This window comes from Streptomyces pyxinicus (assembly GCF_024753135.1).
GTDB classification, from domain to species: domain Bacteria; phylum Actinomycetota; class Actinomycetes; order Streptomycetales; family Streptomycetaceae; genus Streptomyces; species Streptomyces pyxinicus.
The window spans coordinates 185,526-211,281 of record NZ_JANUGP010000012.1 but is presented as its reverse complement, the minus strand read 5'-3'; the positions used below and the strand labels follow the sequence as shown (position 1 = coordinate 211,281).

The window sequence follows — 25,756 nt, the reverse complement described above, 5'->3', positions numbered from 1 at the left end:
CGTGTCCCGGCTGCTGTCGCGGACGCTGAAGCGGCTGCGGGAAGGCCTGCTCACCACCCGCTGAACCCACCACCACGTCATAGGGAGCCCGCCGCACCAGCGGCGGGCTCTCCGCGTTCCGCTCCCGGGGTGACCAGCGCCACACCGGCCACCCGGAACCCGAACCCCGCCCCCTCCGACTCCTGGAACGTCGCGGCGCGATCAGGCCGACGCCGTGCGACCCGACCTGGAGCTGCGGTTGATGGACGAGTCCCGGCGACCCTCGCACCCGCCCGGCAGAGCACGCGGACCGCTGCCGCCGCCCGCGCTGTGCGGCTTCCTCCTCCTGCTGGCGCTGGTCTTCACCGCCGCGTACGCCGCCGGGGCCGCCGCGGGACCGGTCGCGCCCGGCATGCACGGCCGCGGCGCGGGCGGCTCCGGCTCCACGGACACGCACGGCACCCACGGGCCGCACGGGGGCATGCGATGACCGGCACCGAGGCCGCGCCCCGCCTCGTCACCACCGACCTGACCGTCGACGGCATGACCTGTGCCGCCTGCGTACGACGGGTCGAACGCCGACTCGCCCGCCTCGACGGCGTCACCGCCACCGTCAACCTCGCCACCGGCCGCGCCCGCGTGCACCACCCCGCCCACATCACGCCCGCCGAACTCGCCGAGACCGTCACCCGGGCCGGCTATCCGGCCGCCCTGCCCGCACCGCGGAGCCGACAGGACCGCGAGCCCGCCGGCGAGGAGAGCGCGGACGCCCGGCGCGAACGGCACCGGCTGCTGGTCACCGCCCTCCTCGCCCTCCCCGTGCTGGCGCTCTCCATGGCGCCGGCCTGGCAGTTCCGGAACTGGCAGTGGCTGTGCTTCGTCCTCGCCGCGCCCGTCGCCGTCTGGGGCGCCCTGCCCTTCCACACCCGGGCGGTACGAGGCCTGCGGCACGCGTCCGCCACCATGGACACCCTCGTCTCCCTCGGGGTGGCCGCCTCCTTCTCCTGGTCGGCCTACGCGCTCTTCCTCGGCGGCGCCGGCACCCCCGGGACGCGCATGCCGTTCAGCCTGCTGCCGGCCGCGACCGAGGGCGCCGCCCACCTCTACCTCGAAGCGGCCGTGGCCGTCCCGCTGTTCGTGCTGGCCGGCCGCTTCCTGGAGGCGCGCGCCCGCCAGGGCACCGGCGCCGCCCTGCGCTCCCTCGTCCAACTGGCCGCCAAGGACGTCACGGTGCGCCAGGACGGCGTCGAACGGCGGCTGCCGGTGGAGGAGTTGACCGTCGGACAGCTCTTCGTCGTACGCCCCGGCGAGCGCGTCGCCACCGACGGGCAGGTGACCGAGGGCGCTTCGGCCGTCGACCTCTCCCTCGTGACCGGGGAGAGCGGACCCGTCGAGGCCGGGCCCGGCGCGTCCGTGACCGGCGGCGCCCTCAACCACGGCGGAATGCTGCTGGTCCGCGCCACCGCGGTCGGCGCCGACACCCGGCTCGCGCGCATCACCCGGCTGGTCACCGAGGCCCAGGCCGGCAAGGCGCGGGCCCAGCGGCTCGCCGACGCGGTGGCCGGCGTGTTCGTCCCCGTGATCCTGGCCCTGGCCGTCACCACCCTCGGTTTCTGGCTGGGCGCCGGAGCCGACCCGCAGGCGGCCGTCACCGCGTGCGTGGCCGTCCTTGTCGTGGCCTGCCCCTGCGCGCTGGGCCTCGCGACCCCGACCGCCCTGCTCGCCGCGACCGGCCGGGGCGCCCGGCTCGGCGTCCTCGTCACCGGCCCCCGGGCCCTGGAGGGGCTGCGCCACCTCGACGCGGTCGTCCTCGACAAGACCGGCACCCTCACCGAGGGCCGCATGACCGTGAGCCGGATGACCACCGTACCGGGCGGACTCGGGGAGGAGACCGTGCTGCGGCTCGCGACGGCCGTGGAGCGGGGCTCGGAACATCCCCTGGGGCGGGCCGTCGTGGCGTACGCGCACACCCGGGCCGTCGGCACCGAGGCGGCGCTCGCCGATTTCCACGCCGTCGTGGGGCATGGTGTGCGCGGCCGGGTGGACGACCTGCTGGTCGAAGTCGGCGCGCCCGACGGGGAGTTGCCGGGCGCCCTCGCCGAGGCGTCGCGGGCCGCGGAGGCGGCTGGGCACACCCCCGTCCTCGTCCGCGTGGACGGCGTGCCCGAAGCCCTCCTCGCGGTCGGGGACGTCGTGCGTCCCGGCAGCTACCGCGCCGTGCACCGGCTACGACGGCTCGGCGTCCGGCCGGTGCTCGCCACCGGCGACCGCGAGGGCCCGGCGCACGCCGTCGCCTCCGCCCTCGGGATCGAGGAGGTGCACGCCCGCCGCACCCCCGAGGAGAAGGTGGAACTCGTCCGTTCCCTCCAGCGCCGGGGCCGCCGGGTGGCCGTGGTCGGGGACGGGGTGAACGACGCCGCCGCCCTGGCCGGGGCCGACCTGGGAATCGCCCTGGGCGGCGGCACGGACGCGGCCATCGGCGCCGCCGACGTCACGCTCGTACGCGGGGACATCGACACCCTCCCGGACGCGGTACGGCTGGCCCGGCACACCCTCGCCACCATTCGCGCCAACCTGGTGTGGGCCTTCGGCTACAACGCCGTCACCGTGCCGCTCGCCATGACCGGGCTGCTCACCCCGATGCTCGCGGCGGCCGCCATGTCCGCCAGCTCCCTGCTCGTCGTCGGCAACAGCCTGCGCCTGCGCACCTGGCAGCCGTCGCCCCGCGCCGCCCACGGCACCGGGAGGGCCGCCCTGTGAGCACCGAGTCCTCCTGGCGCCCGACGCGCCGCCGGCTGACCGGCGCCCTGCTGGCCGCGCTCGCCCCGGCCACCGCCTGCGCCGTCGCCCTGGCCGGCCTGACCGCCTGGGTGGCCGCGGGGAACGCCGGCCGCCCGGCCCGGATCGCCGTCGCCTCCGGCCGGGTGCTGCTGCCCTACGGCGACACCACCGAGACGGCCGCCTTCTTCCGCGTCACCAACACCGGCGGCGCGGACGACCGGCTGCTCGGGGTGACGTCCCCCGGCACGGGCGGCGGCCTCGCCCTCAGCCGGCACCGGATGAGCGGACCCACGGCCGCCTTCCGGGAAGAGGTCGCTTCGGTCACCGTGCCGGCGGGCGGGGCTGTCGCCATGTCACCGGGCGGTACGGCCGTGACGCTCCGGGCGCGGCCCGGATGGCGGGCGGGCGACCGCGTGCCGTTCACGCTGCGTTTCGCGCACAGCGGGCCGGTGAGGGTGTCGGCGGTGGTCGTCCGCCCGGGTGAGCACGCCTTCTGACGGGACGCCGGTCCCCGCGCCCCACCCGCCGGTCCGACAGCAGATGTGGTGGAAGTCGGAATTTATCCGCACCTGTGCGTGGCGGCGGGGACCGGGGTGGGAGGATGGGGCGCCATGACAGCAGGGTGGTGTTCGCGCGCAGTACGGGCCGCGGTGTTCGCGGCCGTCTGCGTCGTGCTCGCCGCCCTGGGCCACGTACTGATGTCCGGCCGCGACGTGCCCGTATGGGCCCTGGCCGCCGGACTCGCCGCGACCGGGGGTGTCGGCTGGTGCCTGACGGGCCGTGAGCGCGGGCCCGGGCTGATCGTCCCGCTCGTGGTCGCCGCCCAGACGGCACTGCACTCGGCGTTCTCCTTCGCGCAGTCCGTGACCGGAGGTGCCACGGGGGCGCCGGCCGGGTCCACCGCCCCGGGCATGAGCGGGACCGACATGGCGGGCATGGCGCATATGGGTGCCGGGCACATGGGCGCCGGCACCATGGATGCCGGGCACACGGCCATGGCCCACATGGGCACGGGCGACGTGGAGATGGCCCACCGGGTGATGGGTGACATGGGGATGGACTCCATGACTCACCTGGGGCACTCCATGGACGGTGGCTGGGCCGCCTACGGGATGGTCGCCGCGCACCTCCTGGCCGCGCTCGTCACCGGCGTCTGGCTGGCGCACGGCGAGCGGGCCGCCTTCCGCATCCTGCGGGCCGTCGCCGGACGGCTGGCCGCGCCGCTGCGGCTGCTGCTCGCCCTGCCCGCCGTTGGCCACCGGCCGGACCCGGCGCCCCGCCGGCCCCGCTCGGAGCGGGCGCCGAGCCTCGGCCTGCTCACCCACGCGATCACCTCGCGCGGCCCGCCCGTGGGGACCGCTGTCGCCTGACGACAGCCGGCATCCCGGGGCCCGTTTCCGCGTGCCCCGGGCCACGGCCGTACGCCCGCGTCCGCGTCGTAGCGCCCGCGTCCCCCGGCACCCGCACGTCCGATTCGGATTGCGGGGCCGCCGTGGTGCCCGCGTGCCGCGTCGTCGCACCGCGTGCCGTAGGGCCGTCCTCCCCACACACCGGACCGCCCGCGCCCTCGCGCGCCCCGGTCCGGACCCGGTCGACCCGAGAAGGACACCCAGGTGATCACTCCTGTCCTGCCCGCACCGCCAGCCGCGCCACCGGCATCCCGCCGCGCCGCTCCCGACCGGTCGGCGTCCGCCGACGCGTCGATAACCCAGTGGGCGCTGGCCGCCCGTACCGGTGACGCCGCCGCCGTCGAGCGGTTCGTCCGTGCCCTGCACCGCGACGTCCAGCGCTACGTCGCCCACCTGTGCGGTGATCCGCAGGCCGTCGACGACCTCGCGCAGGACACCTTCCTGCGCGCCCTCGGCAGCCTGCACCGCTTCGAGGGCCGCTCCTCGGCGCGTGCCTGGCTGCTGGCCATCGCCCGGCGCGCGGTGATCGACAGCTACCGGCACGCCGCCGCCCGGCCCCGGCTGTCCGACCTGCCCGACTGGCAGCTGGCGGTGGAGTCGGCGCAGCCGCGCGGCCTGCCCGGCTTCGACGACGGTGTGGCCCTGCTCGATCTGCTGGCCTGTCTGCCGGACGAGCGCCGGGAGGCGTTCGTGCTGACCCAGTTGCTCGGCCTGCCCTACGCGGAGGCGGCCCGGCTCGCCGGCTGCCCCGTGGGCACGGTCCGCTCCCGCGTGGCCCGGGCCCGGGCCACGCTCGCGGACCTGCTGGACGCGGCCGAGCGTCCGGCGGAGTTCGTGACCGCCTGACCCGCGGGCACGAACGGATCGGGAAAGGAGCCGCGATCGCCCACCCGGGTGGGCGATCGCGGCTCCCCGGACCGGCTCCCCGGACCGGCTCCCCGGACCGGCTCCCCGGACCGGCTCCCCGGACCGGCTCCCCGGCCGCCGGGAACTTCCGGCGTATCCGCTCCGACTACTGCTCCGGGCGACGGAAGTTCGCCCGCGGCACCGAAGGATCCGGGAGTTGTTCGATGCGTTCTCGTGTGTGGAGCGGTACGGCGGCCGTCGTACTGGGCGGCCTGCTGGCGGCGGGCTGCGGCGGCGGTACGAAGGAGGACACGGCCGGCCGGGGGCCGGACGCCGCCACCGCTTCCGGCGGCTACCCGGTGACCGTCACCGACTGCGCCGGCGCCCGGACCACCTTCTCCCAGGCACCCCGCCGGATCGTCACCAGCAACGCATCCGGCCTGGAGCTGCTGCTGCGCCTCGGCGCCGGTGACCGGGTGATCGGCACCGGGTTCCCGCCCGGCAAGGGCACCCTGCCCGGTGCGCTGGACGCGCGGGCCCGGCAGGTGAAGGTGCTCGGCCGAGGTGTCATCCCGAAGGAGACCCTGCTCGGTTCCGGCGCCGACCTCTACATCGACACCTTCGCCTCCATGGGCGGCATGGGCGGCGGGATGGGCGACACCCCCACCGGGAAGGAGTTCGAGGCGGCCGGGATCAAGCACGTCTACCTCAAGTCCACCGCGTGCGCCGCACAGGCCCGGGAGCCGGTCACCGATCTGTCGGCGGTCGAGGCGGACATCACCACCCTCGGCGCCGTCACCGGCCGCCGCGCGCGGGCCGAGCGCCTTGTCGCCGGCATGCGGCAGAAGACCGACGCGGTGCGCGAGGCGGTCGCCGGGACCCCGGCCGGCTCCCGGCCGACGTACTTCCTCTTCGACTACGACGCCGGCACCAAGCAGCCCACCGTCGTCTGCGACCGCCAGCTCGCCAACGCGGTGATCACCCTGGCCGGCGCCCGCAACGTCTTCGCCGACTGCGCGGGCGACCGCAAGCAGGTCGGCTGGGAGGACGTCATCGCCCGCGACCCCGACTGGATCCAGCTCGCGGTCCGCGACCGGGGGAGCGCGGCGGCCAACGACAAGGCCTTCGACCAGGCCGAGCAGTGGCTGCGCGGCAACTCCGCGACCAAGGGCCTGAAAGCGGTCCGGGACGGCCACCTCCTGCGCATCGGCTCCGAACGGACCACCATCGCCGGCGTCCGGAACGCCGACACGGTCCGGGAGATCGCCGCGGCCCTCTACCCGGGCAAGGTCGAGTAGTCGTGGCCACGGCCCTGTTCTCCCGCACGCGCACGGTGGACGGCCTGCGCGCCGGGCCGCTGGCGCTCGTCCTCGCCCTGGCGCTCCTTGCGGCGCTGACCGCCGCCGTGGCCTGGGGCTCGACGGCCATCGCGCCCGCCGAGGTGTGGGGCGTGGTCTGGCGCCGGCTCTCCGGCACGGCGCCGCGCCCCGGCACCGATGACCTGATCGTTTGGCAGCTCCGGGTGCCCCGGGCCCTGCTCGCCGCGCTCGTCGGCGCCGGCCTCGGACTGGTGGGCACGGCCGTGCAGGCACTGGTGCGCAACCCGCTCGCCGACCCCTACCTCCTCGGCATCTCCAACGGCGCCTCCCTCGGCGCCGTCGCCGCCCTCGTGCTCGGCGCGGGCACGGGCGGGGTCCTGGGGCTCGGCCTGTCCGGGGCCGCGTTCGCGGGCGCGCTCGGCACCTTCGCGCTGGTGTGGGCGGTGGCCCGGCGCGGCGGCGGCTTCGCACCGCTGCGCCTGGTGCTCGCCGGGGTCGCCATCGGCCAGTTCCTCTCCGGCTTCACCAGCTATCTGGTGCTGCGGGCGGGTGACGAACAGCAGACGCACAGCGTGCTGTTCTGGCTGATGGGCAGCCTCGGCGGAGCGGACTGGGAACTGCTGGCGCTGCCCGCGCTCGCCGTCCCCGGCGCCTGGCTGTGGCTCCAGGCCCGCGCCCGCGGCCTGAACGCCCTGCTGATGGGCGACGAGACGGCGGCCGGGCTCGGCGTCGACGTCACCCGGCTGCGCCGCGAACTGTTCACGGTGACCAGCGTGCTCACCGGCGTCCTGGTGGCCGTGTCCGGCGCGATCGCGTTCGTCGGGCTGATGGTGCCGCACGTGTGCCGGCTGCTCGTCGGCGGCGACCACCGCCGGCTGCTGCCCCTCTCCGCGCTGTGCGGGGCGCTGCTGCTGGTCGTGGTCGACACCGTGTGCCGGACGGCCATGGACACCCATGAGCTGCCGGTGGGCGTGGTGACGAGCCTGCTGGGCGCCCCGGCCCTGCTGTATCTGCTGGACCGGCGGCTGGGGAGCGGGAGGTGAGGATCCACGTCGAGGACCTGCACGTCGCCTACGCGGGCCGCACGGTCGTGGCCGGCGCCCAGCTGGTCGCCGCCGAGGGCGAGATCACGGGCCTGGTCGGCCCCAACGGCAGCGGCAAGTCCACCCTGCTGCGCACGGTGTACCGGCACCTGCGGCCCACCGCCGGGCGGGTCCTGCTGGCCGGCACCGACCTGCGCGAACTGGCTCCGGCCCGCGCGGCCCGGCACATCGCCGCGCTGCCGCAGGAACGCGGGAGCGACTTCGAGCTGACGGTGCGCGAGGTCGTCGCCATGGGCCGGACGCCGTACAAACGGGCGTTCGCGGGCGAGGACGCCGGCGACCGGGAGACCGTGGCCCGCGCCCTCGCCGACGCCGGCATGGCGGACCAGGCGGGTCGCAGGTTCACGGCCCTGTCCGGCGGCGAGCGCCAACGGGTGCTGCTCGCCCGCGCGTTCGCCCAGCAGCCCGACGTCCTGGTGCTGGACGAACCGACCAACCACCTCGACGTACGCCACCAGGTGGAACTGCTCGCCCTGCTGCGCGCCGCGCGCCGTACGGCCCTGGTGGCGCTGCACGACCTCAACGCCGCCGCGTCCGTGTGCGACCGGCTGCACGTGCTGTGCGCGGGCACGGTGGTCGCCTCCGGGACACCGCGGGAGGTCCTCACCCCGGCCCTGCTGGCCGAGGTCTTCGGGGTGCGGGCGGCCGTGGTCGACCACCCGCTCACCGGTGACCCGCTGATCGCCTTCGACCACCGCACACCGGCCGGCGCCGAACCCGGGGCGGAGGTGCGGGCGTGAGAGCGCGCACCCGCGAGCCCGGGCAGCCCGGTGACATACCCGGCGGCGGGAACAACTGGGCGCCGGTGGCCGTGGCGGGCGTGCTGTCGTTCCTGGCGATGCTCGACATGAACATCGTGAACGTGGCCCTCGCCGACATCGCCGACGGCCTGCGGGTGTCCGCCGCCACCGCCCAGTGGACGGTACTGGCCTATCAACTGCCGGTCATCGCGCTGCTGTTGCCCGCCGCCCGCCTGCTGGACGGGATCGGCACGCGGTCCGCCGTACTGACCGCCACCGCCGGCTTCGCGGTGTGCGGTGCCCTGGCCGCCGCCGCTCCCTGGGCCGGCTGGCTCATCACCGCCCGACTCGCCCAGGGCGTCTTCGCGACGGTCCTGTTCGTGCTGATGCCGGTGCTGGCGATCCGCTCGGTACGGCCGGAGCTGCGTGGGCGGGCGATGAGCGTCCCGGCGACCCTGGGACCGCTGGGCGCGGTGCTCGGCCCCGCCGCGGGCGGGCTGCTGCTCGACCACCTGGGCTGGCGCGCGGTCTTCCTGGTCAAACTCCCGTTCTGCGCGCTCGCCTTCCTCCTGATGCCGCGCCGGGGTGCCCGGGACACACCGGTGAGACGGGAGCGGGCCGCCGGACGGACGCTCGTGGACGCCGCGCTCCTCGCGGCCGGCGTGGCGACGCTGCTGCTGGCGCTCACGCTGGCGGCGCGCGACCCCGCCTGGCTCGCGCTCGGCGCCGCCGCGTTCCTGCCGCTGGGACGGTGGTCACGGGGGCCGGGCGCCCGGCCCCTCGTCGGGGTGCTGCGGGAACCCGGGCTCGCGCGGGCGCACGGCGCGGTGCTGGCGCTGGCGACCGGCTTCGCCGCCATGCACTACGTCGTCGCCCTGCACCTCCAGCGCGACGACGGCGTCAGCGCCACCACGACCGGCCTGACCCTGCTGGCTTTCCCGCTCGGCATGGGCCTGGCCGGCCCCCTCGGCGGACGCCTCGCCGACCTCGCCCCGCCTCGGCTCCGAGTGGCCGGTGTCCCGGCCTGGCTTCGGGCGGCCGGTGTCCCGGCCCGGCTGCGAGTGGCCCGTGCCGCCACCCGGCTCCGGGCGGCCGGTGCCCCGCCCCGGCTCCGAGCGGCCGACGCGGCGCCGCCCGGCGCCCGCCCCGTGGCCGTCGCTGGGGCCGCCCTCACCGCGGCCGGACTCCTGCTGCTGCTCCCGCTCGGCGGCGACTGGTCCCCGGCGGACGTGGCGTGGCGGCTCGCGCTGGCCGGTGTCGGCATGGGGCTCAACGGCGGACCCACCCAGGCGCTGGTCATGGCCACGGCCCCGCCCGACCGGGCCGCCACCGCCGGCGCCACCGTACAGCTCGCCCGTGGACTCGGCTTCGCGCTCGGCCCCGCCCTCGCCACCACCGCCCGGGGCCTCGCCGGACCCGCCGACGGCACCTTCGCGGGGCTCGCCCTGGCCGCCGGGGCCGCCTGTCTCGCCGTACCCCTGCTGGCGGGTCCGGCCGCCAAGCCCAACGACTGCCACTGATACAGGAGTTCCCATGTGCGGAATCACCGGCTGGGCGTCCTTCCACGGCGACGCCCGCACCCAGGCCCCGGTTGCCGAGGCCATGACCGCCACGCTCACGGCACGCGGTCCGGACGCCGGCGGCGTCTGGCTCGGCGAGCGGGCCGCGCTCGGCCACCGCAGGCTGGCCGTCATCGACCCCGTCGGCGGCGTCCAGCCCATGACGGACCACCCCGACGAACCGGCGCTCGTCCTCACCTACAGCGGCGAGATCTACAACCACCACGAGCTGCGGGCCCAACTCCAGTCCCGGGGACACCACTTCCGTACCCGCGGCGACACCGAGGTGGTGCTGCGCGCCTACGCCGAATGGGGCGAGGGCGCCGCCGAGCGGCTGGACGGCATGTTCGCGTTCGCGGTGTGGGACGAGCGGGCCGGACGGCTGGTGCTGGTGCGCGACCGGCTCGGCGTCAAACCGCTGTTCTCGGCGCGGGTGGCGGGCGGGCTGGCCTTCGCCTCCGAGCCGAAGGCGCTGTTCGCCCACCCGGAGATCCGGCCGCGCGTGGACGCCGACGGGCTGCGGCACGCGTACGGCCTGCTGTTCGACACCGGGCCGACGGTGTGGACGGGCGTGCGGGAGGTCGAGCCCGGCGGTGTGCTCGTCCTGGACCGGGAGGGGGTACGTGAGCGCCGGTACTGGCAGTTGGAGGCCGCGCCCCACACCGACGACCGGGACACCACCGTCGAGCGGGTCGGTGACCTGGTCGGTACGGCCGCCCGCCGGCAGCTGGAGGCGGACGTACCGGTGTGCAGCCTGCTGTCCGGCGGCATCGACTCCACCGTGCTGACCGCGCTGCTGGCCGACGAACTCCGGCTGCGCGAGGGCCCGGAGGCGCGGCTGCGCTCCTACGCCGTCGACTACAGCGACCAGGCCGCCCGGTTCCAGGGGGACGTGCTGCGCACCGGTCACGACACCCCGTTCGCGACCGAGGCCGGCGCGTTCATCGGCACCGAGCACAGCACGGTCGTCCTCGACCCGGGTGCCCTGCTCGACCCCGGGCACCGCGCGGCCGTGGTCGCCGCCCGGGACTCGCCGATCGGCGTCGGCGACATGGACACCTCGCTCTACCTGCTGTTCGGCGAGATCCGCCGGCACTCCACGGTCGCCCTCTCAGGGGAGGCCGCCGACGAGGTGTTCGGGGGCTACCCCTGGTTCCACAGCCCCGAGGCGCTCGCCGCCCCCACCTTTCCCTGGCTCCTGGTGACCGGCGACGAGGCCGCCATGCCGCTCAACCCCGAACTCGGCCTGCGCATGGCCGAGTTCCGCGCCGACACCTACCGCGACGCTCTGGCCGCCGTACCCCGCCTCGACGGCGAGAGCCCCGCCGAACACCGCCTGCGCGAGGTGCAGCACTTCTCGCTGACCCGCTGGCTGCGCCAACTCCTGCACCGCAAGGACCGGTTGAGCATGGCACAGGGCCTGGAGGTGCGGGTGCCGTACTGCGACCACCGGCTGGTCGAGTACCTCTTCAACGTGCCCTGGTCGCTGAAGAGCTTCGACGGCCGCGAGAAGAGCCTGCTGCGGGCCATGGGCGGCACGCTCGCCCCGCACTCCGTGCTGCACCGCCCGAAGAACCACTACCCCGCCACCCACCACCCCGACTACACCCGCGGCCTCCAGGACCTGGCCCGGGACGCCCTCGCCGACGAACGGGTCCGCACGCTGGCCGACGAGACCCGCCTCGGGCCCTGTCTCGACGCCCCGCCCGGGCAACTGCCCTGGGGTCACCGCCTCCGCCTGGAACGCGTCGTCGACCTCGCCCTGTGGCTGGACCACCACCAGCCCGAACTCGCCCTCTGAGAGGCACCCTTGAACCCCCTGGAACCCCAGCCGGACGCCGAACTCCCCGACCCCGTCCCGCTGATCGGCTGCCCCTACAAGCGCGACCCCTACCCCCTGTACGAGCGGATGCGCGAGGCCGGCCCCGTGCACCGCGTCCTGTTCCCGAGCGGCGTCCGCGCCTGGCTCGTCACCGGGTACGACGCCGCGCGGGCCGCGCTCACCGACGACCGGCTCGGCAAGAACCACGACCGGGGCAACGACCGCTGGCGGGCCCGCGCCTCGATCATGCCCGAGCCCCAGCACTCGCGACTCCAGGTCCATCTGCTGCACCAGGACCCGCCGAAGCACACCCGCATGCGGCGCCATCTCACCGACGCTTTCGCTCCGCGCCGGATCGACGGGCTGCTGCCCCGCTTCCAGGAACTGGCCGACCGGCTCGTGGACGCGCTCCCCGAGACCGGCCCCGCCGACCTGGTCGCCGGCTTCGCCGCGCACTTCCCCTTCCGGGTGCTGGCCGAAGTGATCGGGCTGCGCGAGGAGTTGGCCGACCTCTTCGACCGCGACTGGGGCAAGGTCGTCCAGCCGGTCGGCCCCACCGACCCCGGGCGGCCTCTGTACGAGGCGCGCCTGCACGGCTTGCAGAGCTACATCGCCGAGGTCGTCGCCGACGGACGCGCCCGTGCCGGTGACGATCTGCTCAGCCGGCTCGTCGCCGCCCGCGACCGGGGCGAACTCTCGCGGGAGGAACTGGACTCGATGGTCTTCCAGCTGCTCGTGGCCGGCCAGGAGCCGGTCACCAACCAGCTCACCACCGCCCTGATCGCCCTGTTCCGCCACCCCGACCAGCTTGCCCGGCTGCGCGCGGACCCCGGCCTGCTGCCTGGCGCCGTGGAGGAACTCCTGCGCCACGACAGCGCCTTCGAACTCACCACCTGGCGCTTCTTCGACCGCGACAGCGACCTGCACGGCACCGGGATCCCGGCCGGTGACTCCGTGATCGTGTCGCTGTGCGCCGCCAACCGCGACCCGCGCCGGTTCCCCGACCCCGACACCCTCGACCTCGACCGGGACCCCAACCCGCACCTCGCCTTCGGACACGGCATCCACTTCTGCCCCGGCGCCGCCCTCGCCCGCGCCGAACTCCGGATCGCGCTCGGCACCCTGCTCGCCCGGCTGCCCGGCCTGCGCCCGGCCGTCCCGGACGAGGACATCGAGTGGATCCCGGCCGTCCTGGGCCGCGGCACGAACCGGCTGCCCGTCGGCTACGACCGACGCCTCTGACCCACCGGGCCGGCCCTGCCCCCGGCCGCCCCGCCGCCCCACCCCCGTGCCCACCGGAGATCCGCCATGCCGCCGACGACCGTGCAGGACAGCCGCGCCACCCGCGTCGGCGCCGCCGTCCTCAACCTCCTGCTGCCCCACCACCGCACCTCCGGCCGCACCGGCGCCCGCCCGGAGGAGTTCCCCGACCAACTGCGCCGTATCGCCGGTTTCGTCCGCGACGACGCCCCCATCGTGTTCACCCTCCCCGGCTTCCCCTGCAAGTCCCCCAACCCGGCCAAAGTGCTCGGTCACCTCCCCGACCAGGGTGAACGCCTCTCCCTGCGCTTCCTGGACACCCTCTGCGCCGACATCGGGCGCCTCCACCCGCCCGGCGCCCGCCTCGTCATCTGCTCCGACGGCCATGTCTTCGGCGACCTGATCCAGGTCCCCGACGCGCACATCGACGCCTACGGCGACGAACTCCGCACGATCATCCGCCGCTCGGGCCTCGACCGGCTGTCGGTCTTCGACCTGCGTGACGTCCTCGGAGACCTGGCGCACGACACGAAACGCGCCCACGTGCAGCAGCGATACGCCCCCACGGTCGCGGACCTGCGGGCGCGAGTACACGACGACGAGCCCACCCGCGCCCTGTACCGGGGCATCACGCGGTTCCTGGTCGAGGACACCGCGGACTTCCCCGGAAGCCGCTCCGCGCTCCAACGCGCCTGCCGGCAGCGGGCGTACGGCGTCATGCGGCGCAGCCGCGCCTGGGGCGACCTGATCGCCGAGCACCACCCGGCCGCCGTCCGCCTGTCCATCCACCCCCAGCCGGCCGGCGCACCGAAGTTCGGCATCCGGCTCCTGGACGCCCCCGACGTGTGGGCCACCCCCTGGCACACGTCCGCCCTGCACCGGGCCGACGGCACCTGGACGCTGCTGCCCCGGGTCCGGGCGGCCCAGCTCGGCGACCTGGTGACGGCCGGGGGCAGACCGAGCCACTTCCGGCAGCGCTGACCGGAGCCGGCGCCCGGCGGCCGTTCACCCGGATGGAGTACGCCGTATGGCGGGAGTGCCCGGGCGCGCCGAGCCTCGGAAGGGCCGCGCACGTCCGGCGGAGCATGGGGGCACGGAAAGGACGACCAGCATGAGCCAGCACGCAGCGAACGCCGCAGGGCCCACCCCCTCGGGCGGCCCCCGTCCACACCAGCCCACCGCACGCGGCGGCGGCTGGGTGACCGGCGGAGTCGTCTTCGCCGGCGTCCTGATGCTGTGCAGCGGCATCCTCGCCGTCCTGCAGGGCATCGCCGCGATCGCCAAGGACGACGTCTACACCCGGATCGGCGCCTACGTCTACAAGCTCAACCTCACCGGCTGGGGCACGGTCCACATCATCATCGGCGCCCTGGTCCTCGTCACCGGCATCGGCCTGCTCAAGGACATGGCCTGGGCCCGCTTCGCCGGCCTCTTCCTCGCCGCCCTGAGCCTCATCGCCCAGTTCCTGTTCCTGCCCTACGCTCCGGTCTGGTCGGTCATCATGATGGCGATTGACGTGTTCGTGATCTGGGCCCTGGCCTCCCGCCAGGAGGCGGCGAGCTGACCGCCCCGGGGCAGGGCGAGCCGCCCGTCGGGCCTCCCCGGCCCTCCCCTTCTCCGCCACCGAGGTGTTCGTCCGGCGCCGCTGAGGCATGGCAGCATGCCGACCATGACGGACGACCCCACCCGGCTGGAAGCAGCCGCCGAACCGCCGGACCCCGCGCTCGTGCTGCGACCGTGGCGGCCGGCCGACGCCGCCGAACTGGTCGAAGTGTGCCGGGACGACGGCCTGCGCCGCTGGACGAGCTTGGCCGTGGACGACGAGGCGGGTGCCGCGCGGTGGATCGGCGAGCAGCGGCGCGGCCGGGAGACGGCCGAGCGGTTCGCCTTCGCGGTCACGGACACGGGGGCACGGCTGCTCGGGCACGTGGTGCTCAGACGCACCCCCGCGGATCCCTCGACCGCCGAGGTCGGCTACTGGACCGCGGCACCGGCGCGCGGCCGGGGAGTGGCGCCCCGGGCGCTGCGGACGCTGACCGACTGGGCGTTCGCCGCCTTCGCCCCGGACGGGCTGACCCGGCTGGAACTCCTGCACCGGGTAGACAACGAGGCGTCCTGCCGGGTCGCGCGCAAGTGCGGGTACGAGCTGAGCGCCACCCTGCGCGCCGCGCCGCCGGCCTACCCGCTCGACGGCCATCTGCACGTGCGCACGGTGGCGCCCGGCGTCAGCCGCTGACGCTCGCCGAGCCCGTCTCCAGGTGCCCGGTGAACCGGCGTGACCAGGTGGTGTCGGAGTCGACGGTCACCGTGAAGTCGTACCAGCCCTTCTGGTAGGCGACGGCGTTGAAGAAGTCCTCCGCGGCCGATCCCGCGGCGACCGTGTAGGTCCAGGGGCCGTCGCCGCGGTAGTGCTGGGACGTGACGGTGAACTTCACGGGTGCGGAACCGGAGTTGGTCATCTTCAGGTAGAGGGCGAGCTTGCCGGTGCCCGGTTCGACGGCGTAACGGCTGCTGGTCTCGGCCGACTTGCCCGGCTTGGTCGCGTCGCCCTGGAAGCGGCGCAGGAAGCGGTTGGGGCCGGTCATGGTGAAGTCGTACCGGCCGTCGCCGTAGCCGGTGCCGATGTTGAAGGAGTCGGAGGCGGTGCCGCCCGCGTCGACCGTGTACTGCCAGGGGGTGGTGTCCCGGTAGGCGTTGGGGTGCAGGGAGAAGTGCGCGGCGCGGGTCGCCGGGCCGCCCTGGTTGGCCAGGGCGAACCAGGCGAGGATCTTCCCGGCCGCGCCGAACTCCAGGTGGTCCAGGTAGCCGTTCGGCTGGTACGGCAGCGCCCGTGCCGGACGGGTTCCGGCCTCCTGTGCGGGCAGCGCGTTGTCCGTCGGCACCGGGTTGGGCAGCGGAGCGCAGGTGCCGAGGCCGATGACGCTGGTCGCGGGCAGGGAGACGGGGCCGTAGACCGGGTTGGCGAAGTCGAAGACGCCGGTGAGGTCGCCGCTGACCTTGCGCCGCCAGTCGCTGATGTTGGGGCACTTCGCGGGCTTGCCCAGGGCGGCCGTCCAGGTCTCCAGGAAGCGCAGCACCGAGGTGTGCTCGAAGACCTCCGAGGACACCCAGCCGCCGCGTGTCCAGGGCGAGATGACGATCATGGGCACGCGGAACCCGAAGCCGTACGGCACCCCGTTCAGGAACTCCCCGGCGGTGCCGGCGGGCGGGGCAGGCGGCGGTACGTGGTCGAAGTACCCGTCGTTCTCGTCGTAGTTGAGGAACAGCACCGTCGAGTCGAAGACGTCCCGGTCGGCCGCGAGCGCCTGGTAGACCAGGTTGACGAAGTGCGCGCCGTCGCCGGGCGGGGCGTACGGGTGCTCGGAGAAGGCCTGGTTGGGCACGACCCAGGAGACCCCCGGCAGGGTGCCCGCGACGACGTCGGCCTTGATCGCGGCGGCGATGTCGTCCGGCGTCGAGCCGGTCGCCCTCGGCACGGACGCCATGCCCCGGTCGTACAGCGGGTCGCCCGCCTTGGCGCCCGCGAACCTGCTGAAGTAGGCGCAGCCGTTGTCGCCGTAGTTGTCCGCCGCGTTCTGGTAGACCTTCCAGCTCACCCCGGCCGCCTGCAGCGCCTCGGCGTAGTTCTGCCAGGTCAGCCCGGACTCGTCGCCGCCGTCGTAGCTGGCGGAGTCCACCTTGCCTGACCACAGGTAGGTGCGGTTGGGGCCGGTGGCGCTCAGGGTGGAGCAGAAGTAGGCGTCGCAGATGGTGTAGTTGTCCGCGAGCGCGTAGTGGAAGGGGATGTCCGAGCGGTCCAGGTAGCCGAGGGAGCGGACGTTGCCGACGCCCGCCACCCAGTTGTCCAGCCGGCCCTTGTTCCAGGCGGAGTGCTGCGAGGTCCAGGAGTGCGGCAGGTCGCCGCTGCACTGGGCGAGGGTCTCCCCGTCGTGGCCGCCCGAGGCCGGGGTGGCGCTGAGCTTCCACGGGTACTGCCGGCCCGCGCCGTTCGGCTGCTCGAAGACCGGATGGCCGCCGCTCAGGGTGATGCCGCTGCGGTCGTCGAAGCCGCGCACGCCCTTGAGCCGGCCGAAGTAGTGGTCGAAGCTGCGGTTCTCCTGCATGAGGATCACCACGTGGCGCACGTCCTTGACGGTGCCGGTCGCGGTGGTGGCCGCCGCGGCCGTCGTCCGGGTGCCGGCGCCGAGCGCCACCCCCGCCGCCACGGACGCGCCGAGCCCCACGAAGCCTCTGCGGCTGATCGGTGTCATTCGCCCCGCCCTCGTCCCCTGGATGCCCGTGCGGCACCCAGCGACACGGTGCACGGGACGAGGGGCGGTGTCCACAACGCGCGGTGACACCGAGGTGAAGGAAGGACCGAGGGCGCCCCGGACGACGAAGGCGGGGTGCCGGCCGGGTCAGGGGCGTCCGCCCCGCTCCAGCGGGATGCGCTCGCCCGCCTCGATCGCCACCGGCAGCCGGTTCCCGGCGGGCGGCAGCGGGCAGGTGGCCAGATCGGTGTAGGCACAGGGCAGGTTGCCGGCCCGGTTGAAGTCGATGGTGACCCGGCCGTCGGGACCGGGTGCGCCGATCTGGAGGGAGCGGTTCGCCGCGTACGTCGTCACGCCCGAGGTCCGGTCGGTGAACAGCACCATCAGACCGCCGGGGGCCCTGCCGTTGAACGCGGTGAGGCGGTGCCGGGCCCCGGCCAGTTCGAACTCGACCTCGCCGGGGGAGTCGTAGACGTGCTCCAGGCCCTCCACGGCCGCGCCGACGGTGACCGGACGCGACTCGGCGAAGGGCAGGAAGCGGCCGGCGACGACCCAGCGCGGGTCGGGCTCGTAGGCGGGCGTGTACGTGAACTCGGTGCGCAGCCGGCTGCCGGGGTGGCGGGGGCGCAGGATGTCGTTGCCGCCGCGCTTCGCGACCTCCAGCACGGCGTCGCCCCAGCCGACGTACAGGCTGTCCCGCTCGGCGATGACCCCGAAGTCGTGCCGGCGGCCGCGGATCACTTGCCCGTCGAGCGTCAGCTCCTCGCCCTCGGGCAGCTCCACCAGCACGCCGGCGGGGCCGGCCGACCACGCGCCGGGAGCGTCCTCGAAGACGGACGGTTCGGGGGTCAGCCAGTGCAGGCTCGTGATCGCGAGGAATCCGTGCGGTCCGGCCAGCACCTCCTCCTTGGCGCGGTGCCAGTCCTCCCACTCCTTGACGAAGCTCACCCGGTCGACGTCCGGCACAGTCATGGTCCGCTCCCTGATGTGACGCTCTGGCCCTCCTGTCAACCAGCGGTGCGGCGTCCGCCATTCCGGCGGGCCCGGGAGTTCACACGGCCGACACGAACGCGCGCGACCGGGTGCGCGCGTCCGTGCCGGGCCGTCGTGGCCGTCGTGGCCGTCGTGGTCAGGCGGTGGCCGGTGCCCGGAAGTAGTGGCCCTCGTCCAGGTCGGCGAGCAGGCCGGGGCCGGTCGGCTTCCAGTCGAGCAGTTCGCGGGTGAGGGCGTCGGACGCCGGGACGTCCATGCCGACGAAACCGCTGAGCCAGGTGAAGTGCCCGGCTGCCGCCTCCGGGGCGATCGCGGCGACCGGCACGTCCAGGTGGCGGCCGATCACCTCGGCGACCTCCCGCATCGGGACGCCCTCCTCCGCGACGCCGTGCAGCACGGAGCCGGCCGGTGCCTGCTCGACCGCGAGCTGGAACAGCCGCGCTGCGTCCAGGCGGTGCACGGCCGGCCAGCGGTTGGCGCCGTCCCCCAGGTAGCCGGAGACGCCCTTGTCGCGGGCGATGGCGACGAGGCTCGCCATGAAGCCGTTGTCCCCCTCGCCGTGGCAGGTGGGGGACAGCCGCACCACGCTGGAGCGCACCCCGCGCGCGGCCAGTGCGAGCACCGCCTCGGCGGTGGTCGCCCGGACGGAGACCGGGGAGCCGTCGGCGGCCGGCCGGTCCCGCTCGGTCACCGTCCGGCCGGCCGGGAAGCCGGCGAAGCCGGAGGCGATCACGAACGGGCGGTCGCTGCCCGCGAGCGCGTCGCCGAAGGTGTCGACGGCACGGCGGTCGGCCTCGACGGCGCCCTGGAAGTCGCCGGTGAAGGCGATGTCGTGCTTGAACGCGAGGTGGATCACGCCGTCCGACCCGGCGGCGGTGTCCCGCAGCAGGCCGAGGTCGTCCAGGGTGCCGCGGACGACCTCCGCCCCGGCCGTGGTCAGGGTGTCCGCGGCGGCGTCGGAGCGGGCGAGCCCGACGACCCGGTGTCCGGCCGCGAGGAGTCCGGGAACGACGGCGGAACCGATCCAGCCGGAGGCGCCGGTCACGAAGATACGCATGGGAAAGTCCTCAGACACATCGATGTCAGTTACTGTCATCGACCCTACTCCTCATGTCAGCAACTGTCATCACGTAACATCTGCGCATGGGTAGATGGCAGCCGAACGCGCGCGGGCGCCTCGCGGAGGCCGCGTTGGAGCTGTATGGCGAGCGCGGGTACGAGCAGACCACCGTGGCGGAGATCGCCAAGCGGGCCGGCCTCACCGAGCGCACCTTCTTCCGGCACTACGCCGACAAGCGCGAGGTGCTCTTCTCCGGCGCCGTCGACCTGGAGGGCCTGTTCGCCCGCGCCGTCGCGGAGGCCCCCGAGTCCGCCGCGCCCCTGGACGCGGTGGCGTGCGGCTTCGGCCCGGTGTCCGAGATGTTCGCCGACCGCCGGGACTTCGCCCGCAGACGGCAGGCCGTGATCATGGCCCACGACAATCTCCGGGAACGCGAACTGATCAAGCTCGCCGCGCTGTCCGGGGCCATCGCGGAGGCCCTGCGCATCCGCAGGGTTGGGGAGCCTGCGGCGAGCCTGGCCGCGGAGGCCGGGGTGGCCGTCTTCAAGGTCGGCTTCGAACGCTGGATCGCGGAGTCCGAGCGGCGCGGCATGGCGGAGATCCTGCGGGAGTCGCTGGCCGAGCTGCGGTCCGTCGCGGCATCCGGGTAGCCGTAGGCCGGGCGTCCTCCCGGAGGGCGTCCGTCTCGACAAGGCGGCCGTCATGGCGGAGGGTTCAGGCATGCGTGATCCGTGCGTGCCGCTGCCGGCCGGGTACCAAAGCCGGCCGGCGACCCCCGCCGACCTGCCCGCGCTGCACCGCCTGGTCGCCGCGTGCGAACAGGACCTGCTCGGCCGGGCGGTGACCGCCCCCGGCTTCCCGGGCCCCGAGCCGCGGTCCGGCACCGTGCTCGTGTGCGCCCCCGACGGCAGCCCGGCCGGCTGGGGGCGCCTGGACGCCCGCCGGGCCACCGTCCACGTGCACCCCGGCCACCGCGGCCGGGGCCTCGGCCGGGCCCTGCTGGACTGGTCCGAGCTGTGCGCCCGCCGGTACGGCGCCGACCGGCTCTCCCAGTCCGTCCCCGACGGCGACACCGCGGCGGCCGTACTGCTGCGCTCCCGCGGCTACGTCCCCTTCGTCACCGAGTGGCTGCTGGAGATCGGCCTGCCCGCCGGACCGGAGGTGCCCCAGGCCCCCGCCGGCATCACCGTCCGCCCCTTCCGGCCCGGCGACGAGCAGGCGGCCTACCGGCTCGCCGAGGACGCCTTCGACGACTGGCAGCGGCACCGCACCGCCTACCCGGAATGGGCCCGCCGCACGGTCGAATCCGCCGCCTTCGCCCCGGCCGCCTCACCCGTCGCCCTCGCCGGTGACGAGATGGTCGGCGTGGTGCTGTCCTCGGACCCGCCCGGTGGCGCCGAGGGCTACGTCGAGCGGGTCGCCGTACGCCACGACCACCGCGGCCGGGGCATCGCCCGGGTCCTGCTCCGGCACGCCTTCCGCACCTTCCACCGGCAGGGCCGGAGCGCCTGTGCCCTGTGGACCCACACGGACACCGGGGCGCTGGCCCTGTACGAGCGGGTCGGCATGACGGTACGGCACAGCTCCACCGTCCACGGCAAGGCCCTCGCCCCGGCCCGGTGACCTCGCCGGTGCCTGTCAGGACAGTCGGCGGCACAGCAGCGCCGCCGGACCCGGGCTGCTGCCGAGCCGGGTGGTGAAGGCGATGCCCGCCGCGTACTCGTCGTCGGCGCACTGGCCCTTGTAGGCGCCGTACGCGAAATCGCCCCCGGCCGCGTCCCCTGGACGGTTGTCCGCGCGGTCGAACCACACCGTGCGCCCCGTTCCCGCCAGTCGGTCACGCGCGGGCACGCACAGCGCCGCCGACAGCCGCGCCCCCCGCTCGCTGTACCCGATGAGGAAGTACCCCGCCGGACACGGGAACTTGGTGTACCCCGACGCCCAGTCACCGCCGGAGGGCACGTACCGCTCGTCGGTGACGACCGTCTGACCGACGGCGGCGGACCGCAGGTCGCCCGCGCCGGTGTCGGTGCACAGCCCGCGCCCACCGCTGTGGGCGAGCCCGGCCAGCCGCAGACCGTCGGGGCAGGCCGCCTTGGCGGCACCGGAGTCCCAGTCGCCGCCGGCCCGCACGCGCGGGGACGCCACGGCGTCGCCGTGGTCGACGGAGAGCATCTTCCAGACCGGCACCGCTGCCACCGGCCCGGACCACCTGCCCGGCGCCGTCACGAGGTGCTGCCAGGCGGCGCCGCGCCAGTCGCCGGAGTCGAGGATCCCGGAGCGGTGGCCGGAGTCGTCGTAGCACAGCAGGGCCCAGTCGTCGTGGCCGGCCCAGACGCGGGACGGCGGGTGCGATCGGCATGGCGGTGGCCCTCGGACGTGGGGCGGGGGAGAGCGGGGCGACCGGAGTGACGGGACGGCCCCGGCTGAGCGGAGTGTCCACCACGGCCCGCGGCGAAGGGAAGGGGACGGCCGGGCGGTGGCCGCATGTCGCCGCCGGGCGGCCCGACGGGGCCCGCGCCGCCACACACTTGTCACACATGGCCTGGAATGCCCGCGCGCGGGGCCCGGTTTCCCTGTCATGAGCATCGGTGTTGCGCTGACCCATCAGAACCCGATCGACACCCTCGTACGGCACGGACGCGAGGCCCATGAGGCCGGACTGCGGTCCGCGTGGTTCGGGCAGACCTTCACGTACGACTCGCCCTCGCTCGCCGCGATCGTCGGACGCGAGGTGCCCGGCCTGCACGTCGGCACCGCCGCGATCCCCGTCTTCGGACGCCATCCGCTGCTCGTCGCGAGCCAGGCCCAGACCGCCCAGGCCGCGACCGGCGGCCGCTACCACCTCGGCCTCGCGCTCGGCACCCGGCACTTCACCGAGACCGGCTTCGGCATCCCCTACGAGCGCCCCGTGGCCCGGCTCCGGGAGTTCGTCACCGCGCTGCGGCAGGTGACCGAGACGGGCCGCGCCGACTTCCACGGCGAGCTGCTGACCGCCACCACCCCGCTGCCCGCCGCGGTGCCCGGAGCCGAACCGCCCGTGCCGGTCCTGGTCGCCGCGATGGGCCCGCAGGCGCTGCGCGCCGCCGGTGAACTCGCCGACGGCATCCTCCCGCTGCTGGCCGGGCCGCGCGCCCTCGCCGGCCACCTCGTGCCGGCCCTCCACGCGGCGGCCGAGGCGGCGGGCCGGCCGGCGCCCCGGATCGTCGCCTTCGTACCCGGCGTGGTCACCGCCGACCCGGACGCGGTCCGGCAGCGCGCGGCCGAGGCACTCGCCTTCTACGACCAGTTCCCGTCCTACCAGCGGATCGTCGGGCTCTCCGGCGCCACCCGCGCCGCCGACCTGGCCGTCATCGGGGACGAGGAGACCGTCGCCGCCGAGGTGCGCCGCTACCGCGAGGCCGGGGCGACGGAGGTCGTGTTCACGGCGACGGAGCTGGGCGGCGACACCGACCGCCGCCGTACCTGGCGGCTGCTCGGCGAACTCGCGGCGGACTGAACCGGCGGGCGGGCTCCAGGACAGGGCGCAGGCGACCGGAACCGGGCGCGGCTGACTGGAAGCGGGCGCGGCTGATCAGGACAGCGTACGGCTGAACGGCGTGACCGGACGCCCCAGCCGCTCCCCGTCCACCGTGAGGTCGACCGCCTCGTTGGAGAAGGCCAGGAGCCCCGCGATGGCGGCCACGGCCGGCAGCGGCTCCGGGTAGCTCCACACGATGCCGGCCGGGACGTCCCCCGGGCCGGCCCAGGACCAGTACCCGGCCGTGCCCTTGTACGGGCAGCGGGTGCGCCGCGCGGACGGCACGAACAGGTCGAGGCGGACGTCCTCGCGGGGCAGGTAGTAGCGCGTCGGCAGGCCCGTCTCGAAGAGCAGGACCGGCCGGCGCGTGTCCGCGACGACCGTGCCCCCGATCTCCACCCGCACCCGCCGGCTGCTGGGGATCGCGTCCACCCGTTTGTACGGGTCGCGCGGGTGGACGAAGATCTCCTCTTCCTCCTCGAACCAGTGGTCGAGACCCCGGCCGGTGCGCTCCGTCCACTCGAAGGCGACATGACCGGCCAGATCCTCGCCCGGGTAGGTCCAGGCCGCGTTCTCCAGCAGCTCACCGCCCAGCTCCAGGTCGTGGAAGACCACCGATCCGGCGTGGGCGCCGGCCGGCGGATTGCGCGCCGGGCGCAGCAGGTCAGCCCTGACCTCGGCGCGCGGGAAGGCGTACGCCGGCACCGGCACGTCCGGCTCCCACACCAGGACGGGACGGCGGCTGTCCACGACCGTCACCCCGCCCCTGGTGCCCCGCACCCACCGCCCGCTCGGCTCCCACCGGAGGCCCTCCGGAGTGACAGCGTTCATCGTCCGCTCTCCTTCGCTCTCTCCCGCATCCTGCCCCGCGCACGGGCCCGCCGCGCACGTGCCGACCCGCTCGCGAGGGCGTAGCGTCCCGATATGGGCGAGGGCGGATGCGGGCGGCCGGCCGGCGCGAGAGCGCCGGGAGGCGCCGGAGGCGCGTCGTGAGCGCAGCCGGTGAGCCGGCCGCGGACACGGACGCCAGGGACGCCGCGTTCGCGGAGACGGTCCGCCGCACCGGCGCGGCCGTCGGCGCCCTCTACCTCCTCGACCCGGACGGGCGGACCCTTAGCCTGGACGTGCTGTGCGGAGTGCCCGCCGACATCGCCGCGCCCTGGGCGACGGTCCCGGCCGGCGCGCCCGCGCCCGTCGCCGACGCGGTCCGCGAGAACCGCGTCGTGTGGGTCGCCGGCCAGCACGAACTGGCCCGCACCTACCCGCGCACCGCGATGGTGCTGCCGTACCCCCTGGTCCTGGCCGCCGCACCGGTCACCGGCGTCCGCCGCTGGGGAGCGCTGCTCCTGATGTGGCCGGCCACCCGCCCGCCGTACATGACCCCACGGGAACGGGGACACATCACCGCGAGCTGCGGCCGGCTGGCCCGGCTCATCGAGGAGTCCGGCGGGCCGGGCACGGACCGCGCCGGCCGCGCCGTCGAGCGGCCGCGCGTCCTGCCCCTCGGGACCGGCCACCGCGCCGTCGGCCCGGTGATGGCCGCCGCCGACCTCCTCGAACGGCTGCCCGGCGGCGCCTGCGCCCTGGACCTGGAGGGACGCTTCACCTACCTCAGCGCGGGCGCCTGCGACCTGCTGGGCCGCGAGGCCGGCGAACTCCTGGGCACCCTCCCGTGGCAGTCGCTGCGCTGGCTCGACGACCCGGCCTGCGAGGACCGCTACCGGGCCGCCGTCATCACCCGCGAGCCCGTCGTCTTCACGGCGTGCCGCCCACCGGACGACTGGCTGGACTTCCACCTGTTCCCCGACGCCAGCGGCATCAGCGTCCGCATTGTCCCCCGCGGCACCCGCATCCCCGGCAGCCCGGACCCCGGTCACGGCACCCCGCCCGCTCCCGCCCGGGCGGGCCGCCTCTACCAGCTCACCCATCTGGCCGCCGCGCTCACCGAGGTCGTCGGCGTCCAGGACGTCGTGGACCTCATCGCCGACCAGATCATGCCCGCGTTCGGGGCGCAGTCCCTGGTGCTGTCCAGCGCCGAGGCCGGCCGGCTGCGCATCACCGGACACCGCGGCTACGACCCCCACACCATCGAACGCCTCGACGGGCTGCCCCTCGACACCCGCCTCACCCCGGCCGGCCGCGCCCTGAGCACCGGCGTCCCCGCGTTCATGGCCGACCGCGAGGAGATGCGCCGCCTCTACCCGGAGGCCACCCTGATCAGCGGCAAGCAGGCCTGGGCGTTCCTCCCGCTCATCGCCTCCGGCCGCCCGGTCGGCTGCTGCATCCTCTCCTACGACCGGCCGCACCCCTTCCCGGCCGAGGACCGCGCCGTGCTGACCTCGCTGGCCGGCCTCATCGCCCAGGCCCTGGACCGGGCCCGCCTGTTCGACACCAAGCACGACCTCGCGCACGGCCTGCAACAGGCCCTGCTGCCGCGCGTCCTGCCCCCGGTCACCGGCCTGGAGGTCGCCGCCCGCTATCTGCCCGCCACCCGGGGCATGGACATCGGCGGCGACTTCTACGACCTCATCCCGCTCGGCGACACCGTGGTGGCCGCCGTCATCGGCGACGTACAGGGCCACGACACGGCCGCCGCCGCCCTGATGGGCCAGGTCAGGACCGCCGTCCACGCCCACGCGGCGCTGGGCGCCGCCCCGGACCGGGTGCTCGCCGGGGCCAACCGGCTCCTCATCGACCTCGGCACCGACCTGTTCACCAGCTGCCTGTACGCCCACCTCGACCTGGCCCGCCGGCACGTGACCCTCGCCAGCGCCGGGCACCCGCCCCCGCTGGCGCGCCGGCCCGACGGCGGCACCGGACCCCTGGACGTGCCGCCCGGCCCCCTCCTCGGCATCGACCCGGGCGCCGTCTTCCCGGTGACCGAGATCCCGCTGCCGCCCGGGCTGCTGCTCGCCTTCTACACCGACGGCCTCGTCGAGGTCCCCGGCGTCGACCTGGACGACTCCATCGCCGCGCTCGCCGCCCGCCTCGCGCACGCCGGCGACCGCGAACTCGACGGCCTCATCGACACCCTCCTCGGCGGGTCGGGCACGGACGGCCGGCGCACCGACGACATCGCGCTGCTGCTGCTCCGGCACACCGCCCGGAGCTGACG

Annotated in this window: 22 protein-coding genes and 1 pseudogene; 18 read left to right on the top strand and 5 right to left on the bottom strand. The window is 75.3% G+C overall.

Annotated elements, in window-relative coordinates:
* Positions 1 to 241 precede the first annotated feature (241 nt).
* From NX794_RS18305 to NX794_RS18240, 14 genes are all read left to right on the top strand, one after another.
* Complete coding sequence (locus tag NX794_RS18305) at positions 242 to 469, top strand: hypothetical protein (protein ID WP_258779634.1); 228 nt, start codon at positions 242 to 244, stop codon at positions 467 to 469.
* Positions 466 to 2,739 carry a heavy metal translocating P-type ATPase gene (locus tag NX794_RS18300; protein ID WP_258779627.1) on the top strand — a complete coding sequence of 758 codons (2,274 nt, stop codon included), beginning with the start codon at positions 466 to 468 and terminating at the stop codon, positions 2,737 to 2,739. Before NX794_RS18305 ends, NX794_RS18300 begins: the two co-directional genes overlap by 4 nt.
* Entirely contained in the window at positions 2,736 to 3,257 is a 522-nt protein-coding gene (locus tag NX794_RS18295; protein ID WP_258779626.1) for a copper chaperone PCu(A)C, read from the top strand. The genes NX794_RS18300 and NX794_RS18295 overlap by 4 nt, the downstream gene beginning before the upstream one ends.
* A gap of 114 nt (positions 3,258 to 3,371) precedes the next feature.
* Complete coding sequence (locus tag NX794_RS18290; protein ID WP_258779625.1) at positions 3,372 to 4,130, top strand: hypothetical protein; 759 nt, start codon at positions 3,372 to 3,374, stop codon at positions 4,128 to 4,130.
* Between the two features lie 243 nt (positions 4,131 to 4,373).
* Positions 4,374 to 5,015, top strand: coding sequence for a sigma-70 family RNA polymerase sigma factor (locus tag NX794_RS18285; protein ID WP_428985923.1), 642 nt, complete (start codon positions 4,374 to 4,376; stop codon positions 5,013 to 5,015).
* Between the two features lie 224 nt (positions 5,016 to 5,239).
* Positions 5,240 to 6,313, top strand: coding sequence for an ABC transporter substrate-binding protein (locus NX794_RS18280; protein ID WP_258779624.1), 1,074 nt, complete (start codon positions 5,240 to 5,242; stop codon positions 6,311 to 6,313).
* 2 nt (positions 6,314 to 6,315) lie between these two features.
* Complete coding sequence (locus tag NX794_RS18275) at positions 6,316 to 7,377, top strand: FecCD family ABC transporter permease (protein ID WP_258779623.1); 1,062 nt, start codon at positions 6,316 to 6,318, stop codon at positions 7,375 to 7,377.
* Positions 7,374 to 8,177 (top strand): ABC transporter ATP-binding protein, encoded by an 804-nt coding sequence (locus tag NX794_RS18270; protein ID WP_258779622.1) that lies wholly within the window; start codon positions 7,374 to 7,376, stop codon positions 8,175 to 8,177. The genes NX794_RS18275 and NX794_RS18270 overlap by 4 nt, the downstream gene beginning before the upstream one ends.
* Positions 8,174 to 9,697 (top strand): MFS transporter, encoded by a 1,524-nt coding sequence (locus NX794_RS18265; protein WP_258779621.1) that lies wholly within the window; start codon positions 8,174 to 8,176, stop codon positions 9,695 to 9,697. Before NX794_RS18270 ends, NX794_RS18265 begins: the two co-directional genes overlap by 4 nt.
* Positions 9,698 to 9,710: 13 nt before the next feature.
* Positions 9,711 to 11,537: an asparagine synthase (glutamine-hydrolyzing) gene (gene asnB, locus NX794_RS18260; RefSeq protein ID WP_258779620.1), complete on the top strand. Its 1,827-nt coding sequence runs from the start codon at positions 9,711 to 9,713 to the stop codon at positions 11,535 to 11,537.
* A gap of 9 nt (positions 11,538 to 11,546) precedes the next feature.
* On the top strand, positions 11,547 to 12,800 hold the full coding sequence (locus NX794_RS18255; protein ID WP_258779619.1) for a cytochrome P450 family protein: 1,254 nt from the start codon (positions 11,547 to 11,549) through the stop codon (positions 12,798 to 12,800).
* Between the two features lie 66 nt (positions 12,801 to 12,866).
* Positions 12,867 to 13,799, top strand: a complete 933-nt coding sequence (locus NX794_RS18250; protein ID WP_258779618.1) for an L-tyrosine/L-tryptophan isonitrile synthase family protein — start codon at positions 12,867 to 12,869, stop codon at positions 13,797 to 13,799.
* Between the two features lie 130 nt (positions 13,800 to 13,929).
* Positions 13,930 to 14,382, top strand: coding sequence for a DUF7144 family membrane protein (locus NX794_RS18245; RefSeq protein WP_258779617.1), 453 nt, complete (start codon positions 13,930 to 13,932; stop codon positions 14,380 to 14,382).
* A 105-nt stretch (positions 14,383 to 14,487) separates the two neighbouring features.
* The gene (locus tag NX794_RS18240; protein ID WP_258779616.1) at positions 14,488 to 15,054 is read left to right on the top strand and encodes a GNAT family N-acetyltransferase; all 567 of its coding nucleotides are present in this window, start codon (positions 14,488 to 14,490) and stop codon (positions 15,052 to 15,054) included.
* On the opposite strand, the gene NX794_RS18235 is transcribed toward NX794_RS18240, so the two are convergent.
* The 3 genes from NX794_RS18235 to NX794_RS18225 all read right to left on the bottom strand — a co-directional run bounded on the left by NX794_RS18235 (position 15,044) and on the right by NX794_RS18225 (position 19,118).
* Positions 15,044 to 17,068: a phosphocholine-specific phospholipase C gene (locus tag NX794_RS18235; protein WP_258779615.1), complete on the bottom strand. Its 2,025-nt coding sequence runs from the start codon at positions 17,066 to 17,068 to the stop codon at positions 15,044 to 15,046. The genes NX794_RS18240 and NX794_RS18235 overlap by 11 nt on opposite strands.
* A 147-nt stretch (positions 17,069 to 17,215) precedes the next feature.
* Positions 17,216 to 18,040 carry a DUF1684 domain-containing protein gene (locus NX794_RS18230; RefSeq protein WP_258779614.1) on the bottom strand — a complete coding sequence of 275 codons (825 nt, stop codon included), beginning with the start codon at positions 18,038 to 18,040 and terminating at the stop codon, positions 17,216 to 17,218.
* A 157-nt stretch (positions 18,041 to 18,197) separates the two neighbouring features.
* Complete coding sequence (locus NX794_RS18225; RefSeq protein WP_258779613.1) at positions 18,198 to 19,118, bottom strand: SDR family oxidoreductase; 921 nt, start codon at positions 19,116 to 19,118, stop codon at positions 18,198 to 18,200.
* An 86-nt stretch (positions 19,119 to 19,204) separates the two neighbouring features.
* On the opposite strand from NX794_RS18225, the gene NX794_RS18220 reads away from it, so the two are divergent.
* Together NX794_RS18220 and NX794_RS18215 are read left to right on the top strand one after the other, a co-directional pair.
* On the top strand, positions 19,205 to 19,771 hold the full coding sequence (locus NX794_RS18220) for a TetR/AcrR family transcriptional regulator (RefSeq protein ID WP_258779612.1): 567 nt from the start codon (positions 19,205 to 19,207) through the stop codon (positions 19,769 to 19,771).
* A gap of 70 nt (positions 19,772 to 19,841) precedes the next feature.
* Positions 19,842 to 20,744, top strand: coding sequence for a GNAT family N-acetyltransferase (locus tag NX794_RS18215; RefSeq protein WP_258779611.1), 903 nt, complete (start codon positions 19,842 to 19,844; stop codon positions 20,742 to 20,744).
* 15 nt (positions 20,745 to 20,759) lie between these two features.
* Here NX794_RS18215 and NX794_RS18210 read toward each other — a convergent pair.
* Positions 20,760 to 21,455 (bottom strand): annotated as a pseudogene (locus NX794_RS18210) (glycoside hydrolase); the annotation flags it as partial.
* A 247-nt stretch (positions 21,456 to 21,702) separates the two neighbouring features.
* Here NX794_RS18210 and NX794_RS18205 point away from each other — a divergent pair.
* Entirely contained in the window at positions 21,703 to 22,620 is a 918-nt protein-coding gene (locus NX794_RS18205) for a TIGR03564 family F420-dependent LLM class oxidoreductase (RefSeq protein ID WP_258779610.1), read from the top strand.
* Positions 22,621 to 22,695: 75 nt separating this feature from the next.
* On the opposite strand, the gene NX794_RS18200 is transcribed toward NX794_RS18205, so the two are convergent.
* A complete protein-coding gene (locus NX794_RS18200; protein WP_258779609.1) occupies positions 22,696 to 23,472 on the bottom strand; it encodes a DUF427 domain-containing protein in 777 nt (258 codons plus the stop codon).
* A 107-nt stretch (positions 23,473 to 23,579) separates the two neighbouring features.
* Between NX794_RS18200 and NX794_RS18195 the strand changes: the two genes are divergently transcribed.
* Positions 23,580 to 25,754 (top strand): SpoIIE family protein phosphatase, encoded by a 2,175-nt coding sequence (locus tag NX794_RS18195; protein ID WP_428985922.1) that lies wholly within the window; start codon positions 23,580 to 23,582, stop codon positions 25,752 to 25,754.
* Positions 25,755 to 25,756: the final 2 nt, after the last annotated feature.

Excerpts from the sequence above, each read along its gene's own strand:
- NX794_RS18235 (WP_258779615.1), bottom strand. The coding sequence starts at position 17,068 with ATGACACCGATCAGCCGCAGAGGCTTCGTGGGGCTCGGCGCGTCCGTG.
- NX794_RS18245 (WP_258779617.1), top strand. The coding sequence starts at position 13,930 with ATGAGCCAGCACGCAGCGAACGCCGCAGGGCCCACCCCCTCGGGCGGC.
- NX794_RS18290 (WP_258779625.1), top strand. The coding sequence starts at position 3,372 with ATGACAGCAGGGTGGTGTTCGCGCGCAGTACGGGCCGCGGTGTTCGCG.
- NX794_RS18195 (WP_428985922.1), top strand. The coding sequence starts at position 23,580 with ATGCGGGCGGCCGGCCGGCGCGAGAGCGCCGGGAGGCGCCGGAGGCGC.
- NX794_RS18205 (WP_258779610.1), top strand. The coding sequence starts at position 21,703 with ATGAGCATCGGTGTTGCGCTGACCCATCAGAACCCGATCGACACCCTC.
- NX794_RS18200 (WP_258779609.1), bottom strand. The coding sequence starts at position 23,472 with ATGAACGCTGTCACTCCGGAGGGCCTCCGGTGGGAGCCGAGCGGGCGG.
- NX794_RS18250 (WP_258779618.1), top strand. The coding sequence starts at position 12,867 with ATGCCGCCGACGACCGTGCAGGACAGCCGCGCCACCCGCGTCGGCGCC.
- NX794_RS18305 (WP_258779634.1), top strand. The coding sequence starts at position 242 with ATGGACGAGTCCCGGCGACCCTCGCACCCGCCCGGCAGAGCACGCGGA.
- NX794_RS18300 (WP_258779627.1), top strand. The coding sequence starts at position 466 with ATGACCGGCACCGAGGCCGCGCCCCGCCTCGTCACCACCGACCTGACC.
- NX794_RS18215 (WP_258779611.1), top strand. The coding sequence starts at position 19,842 with ATGCGTGATCCGTGCGTGCCGCTGCCGGCCGGGTACCAAAGCCGGCCG.
- NX794_RS18240 (WP_258779616.1), top strand. The coding sequence starts at position 14,488 with ATGACGGACGACCCCACCCGGCTGGAAGCAGCCGCCGAACCGCCGGAC.
- NX794_RS18280 (WP_258779624.1), top strand. The coding sequence starts at position 5,240 with ATGCGTTCTCGTGTGTGGAGCGGTACGGCGGCCGTCGTACTGGGCGGC.
- NX794_RS18220 (WP_258779612.1), top strand. The coding sequence starts at position 19,205 with ATGGGTAGATGGCAGCCGAACGCGCGCGGGCGCCTCGCGGAGGCCGCG.
- NX794_RS18230 (WP_258779614.1), bottom strand. The coding sequence starts at position 18,040 with ATGACTGTGCCGGACGTCGACCGGGTGAGCTTCGTCAAGGAGTGGGAG.
- NX794_RS18225 (WP_258779613.1), bottom strand. The coding sequence starts at position 19,118 with ATGCGTATCTTCGTGACCGGCGCCTCCGGCTGGATCGGTTCCGCCGTC.
- asnB (WP_258779620.1), top strand. The coding sequence starts at position 9,711 with ATGTGCGGAATCACCGGCTGGGCGTCCTTCCACGGCGACGCCCGCACC.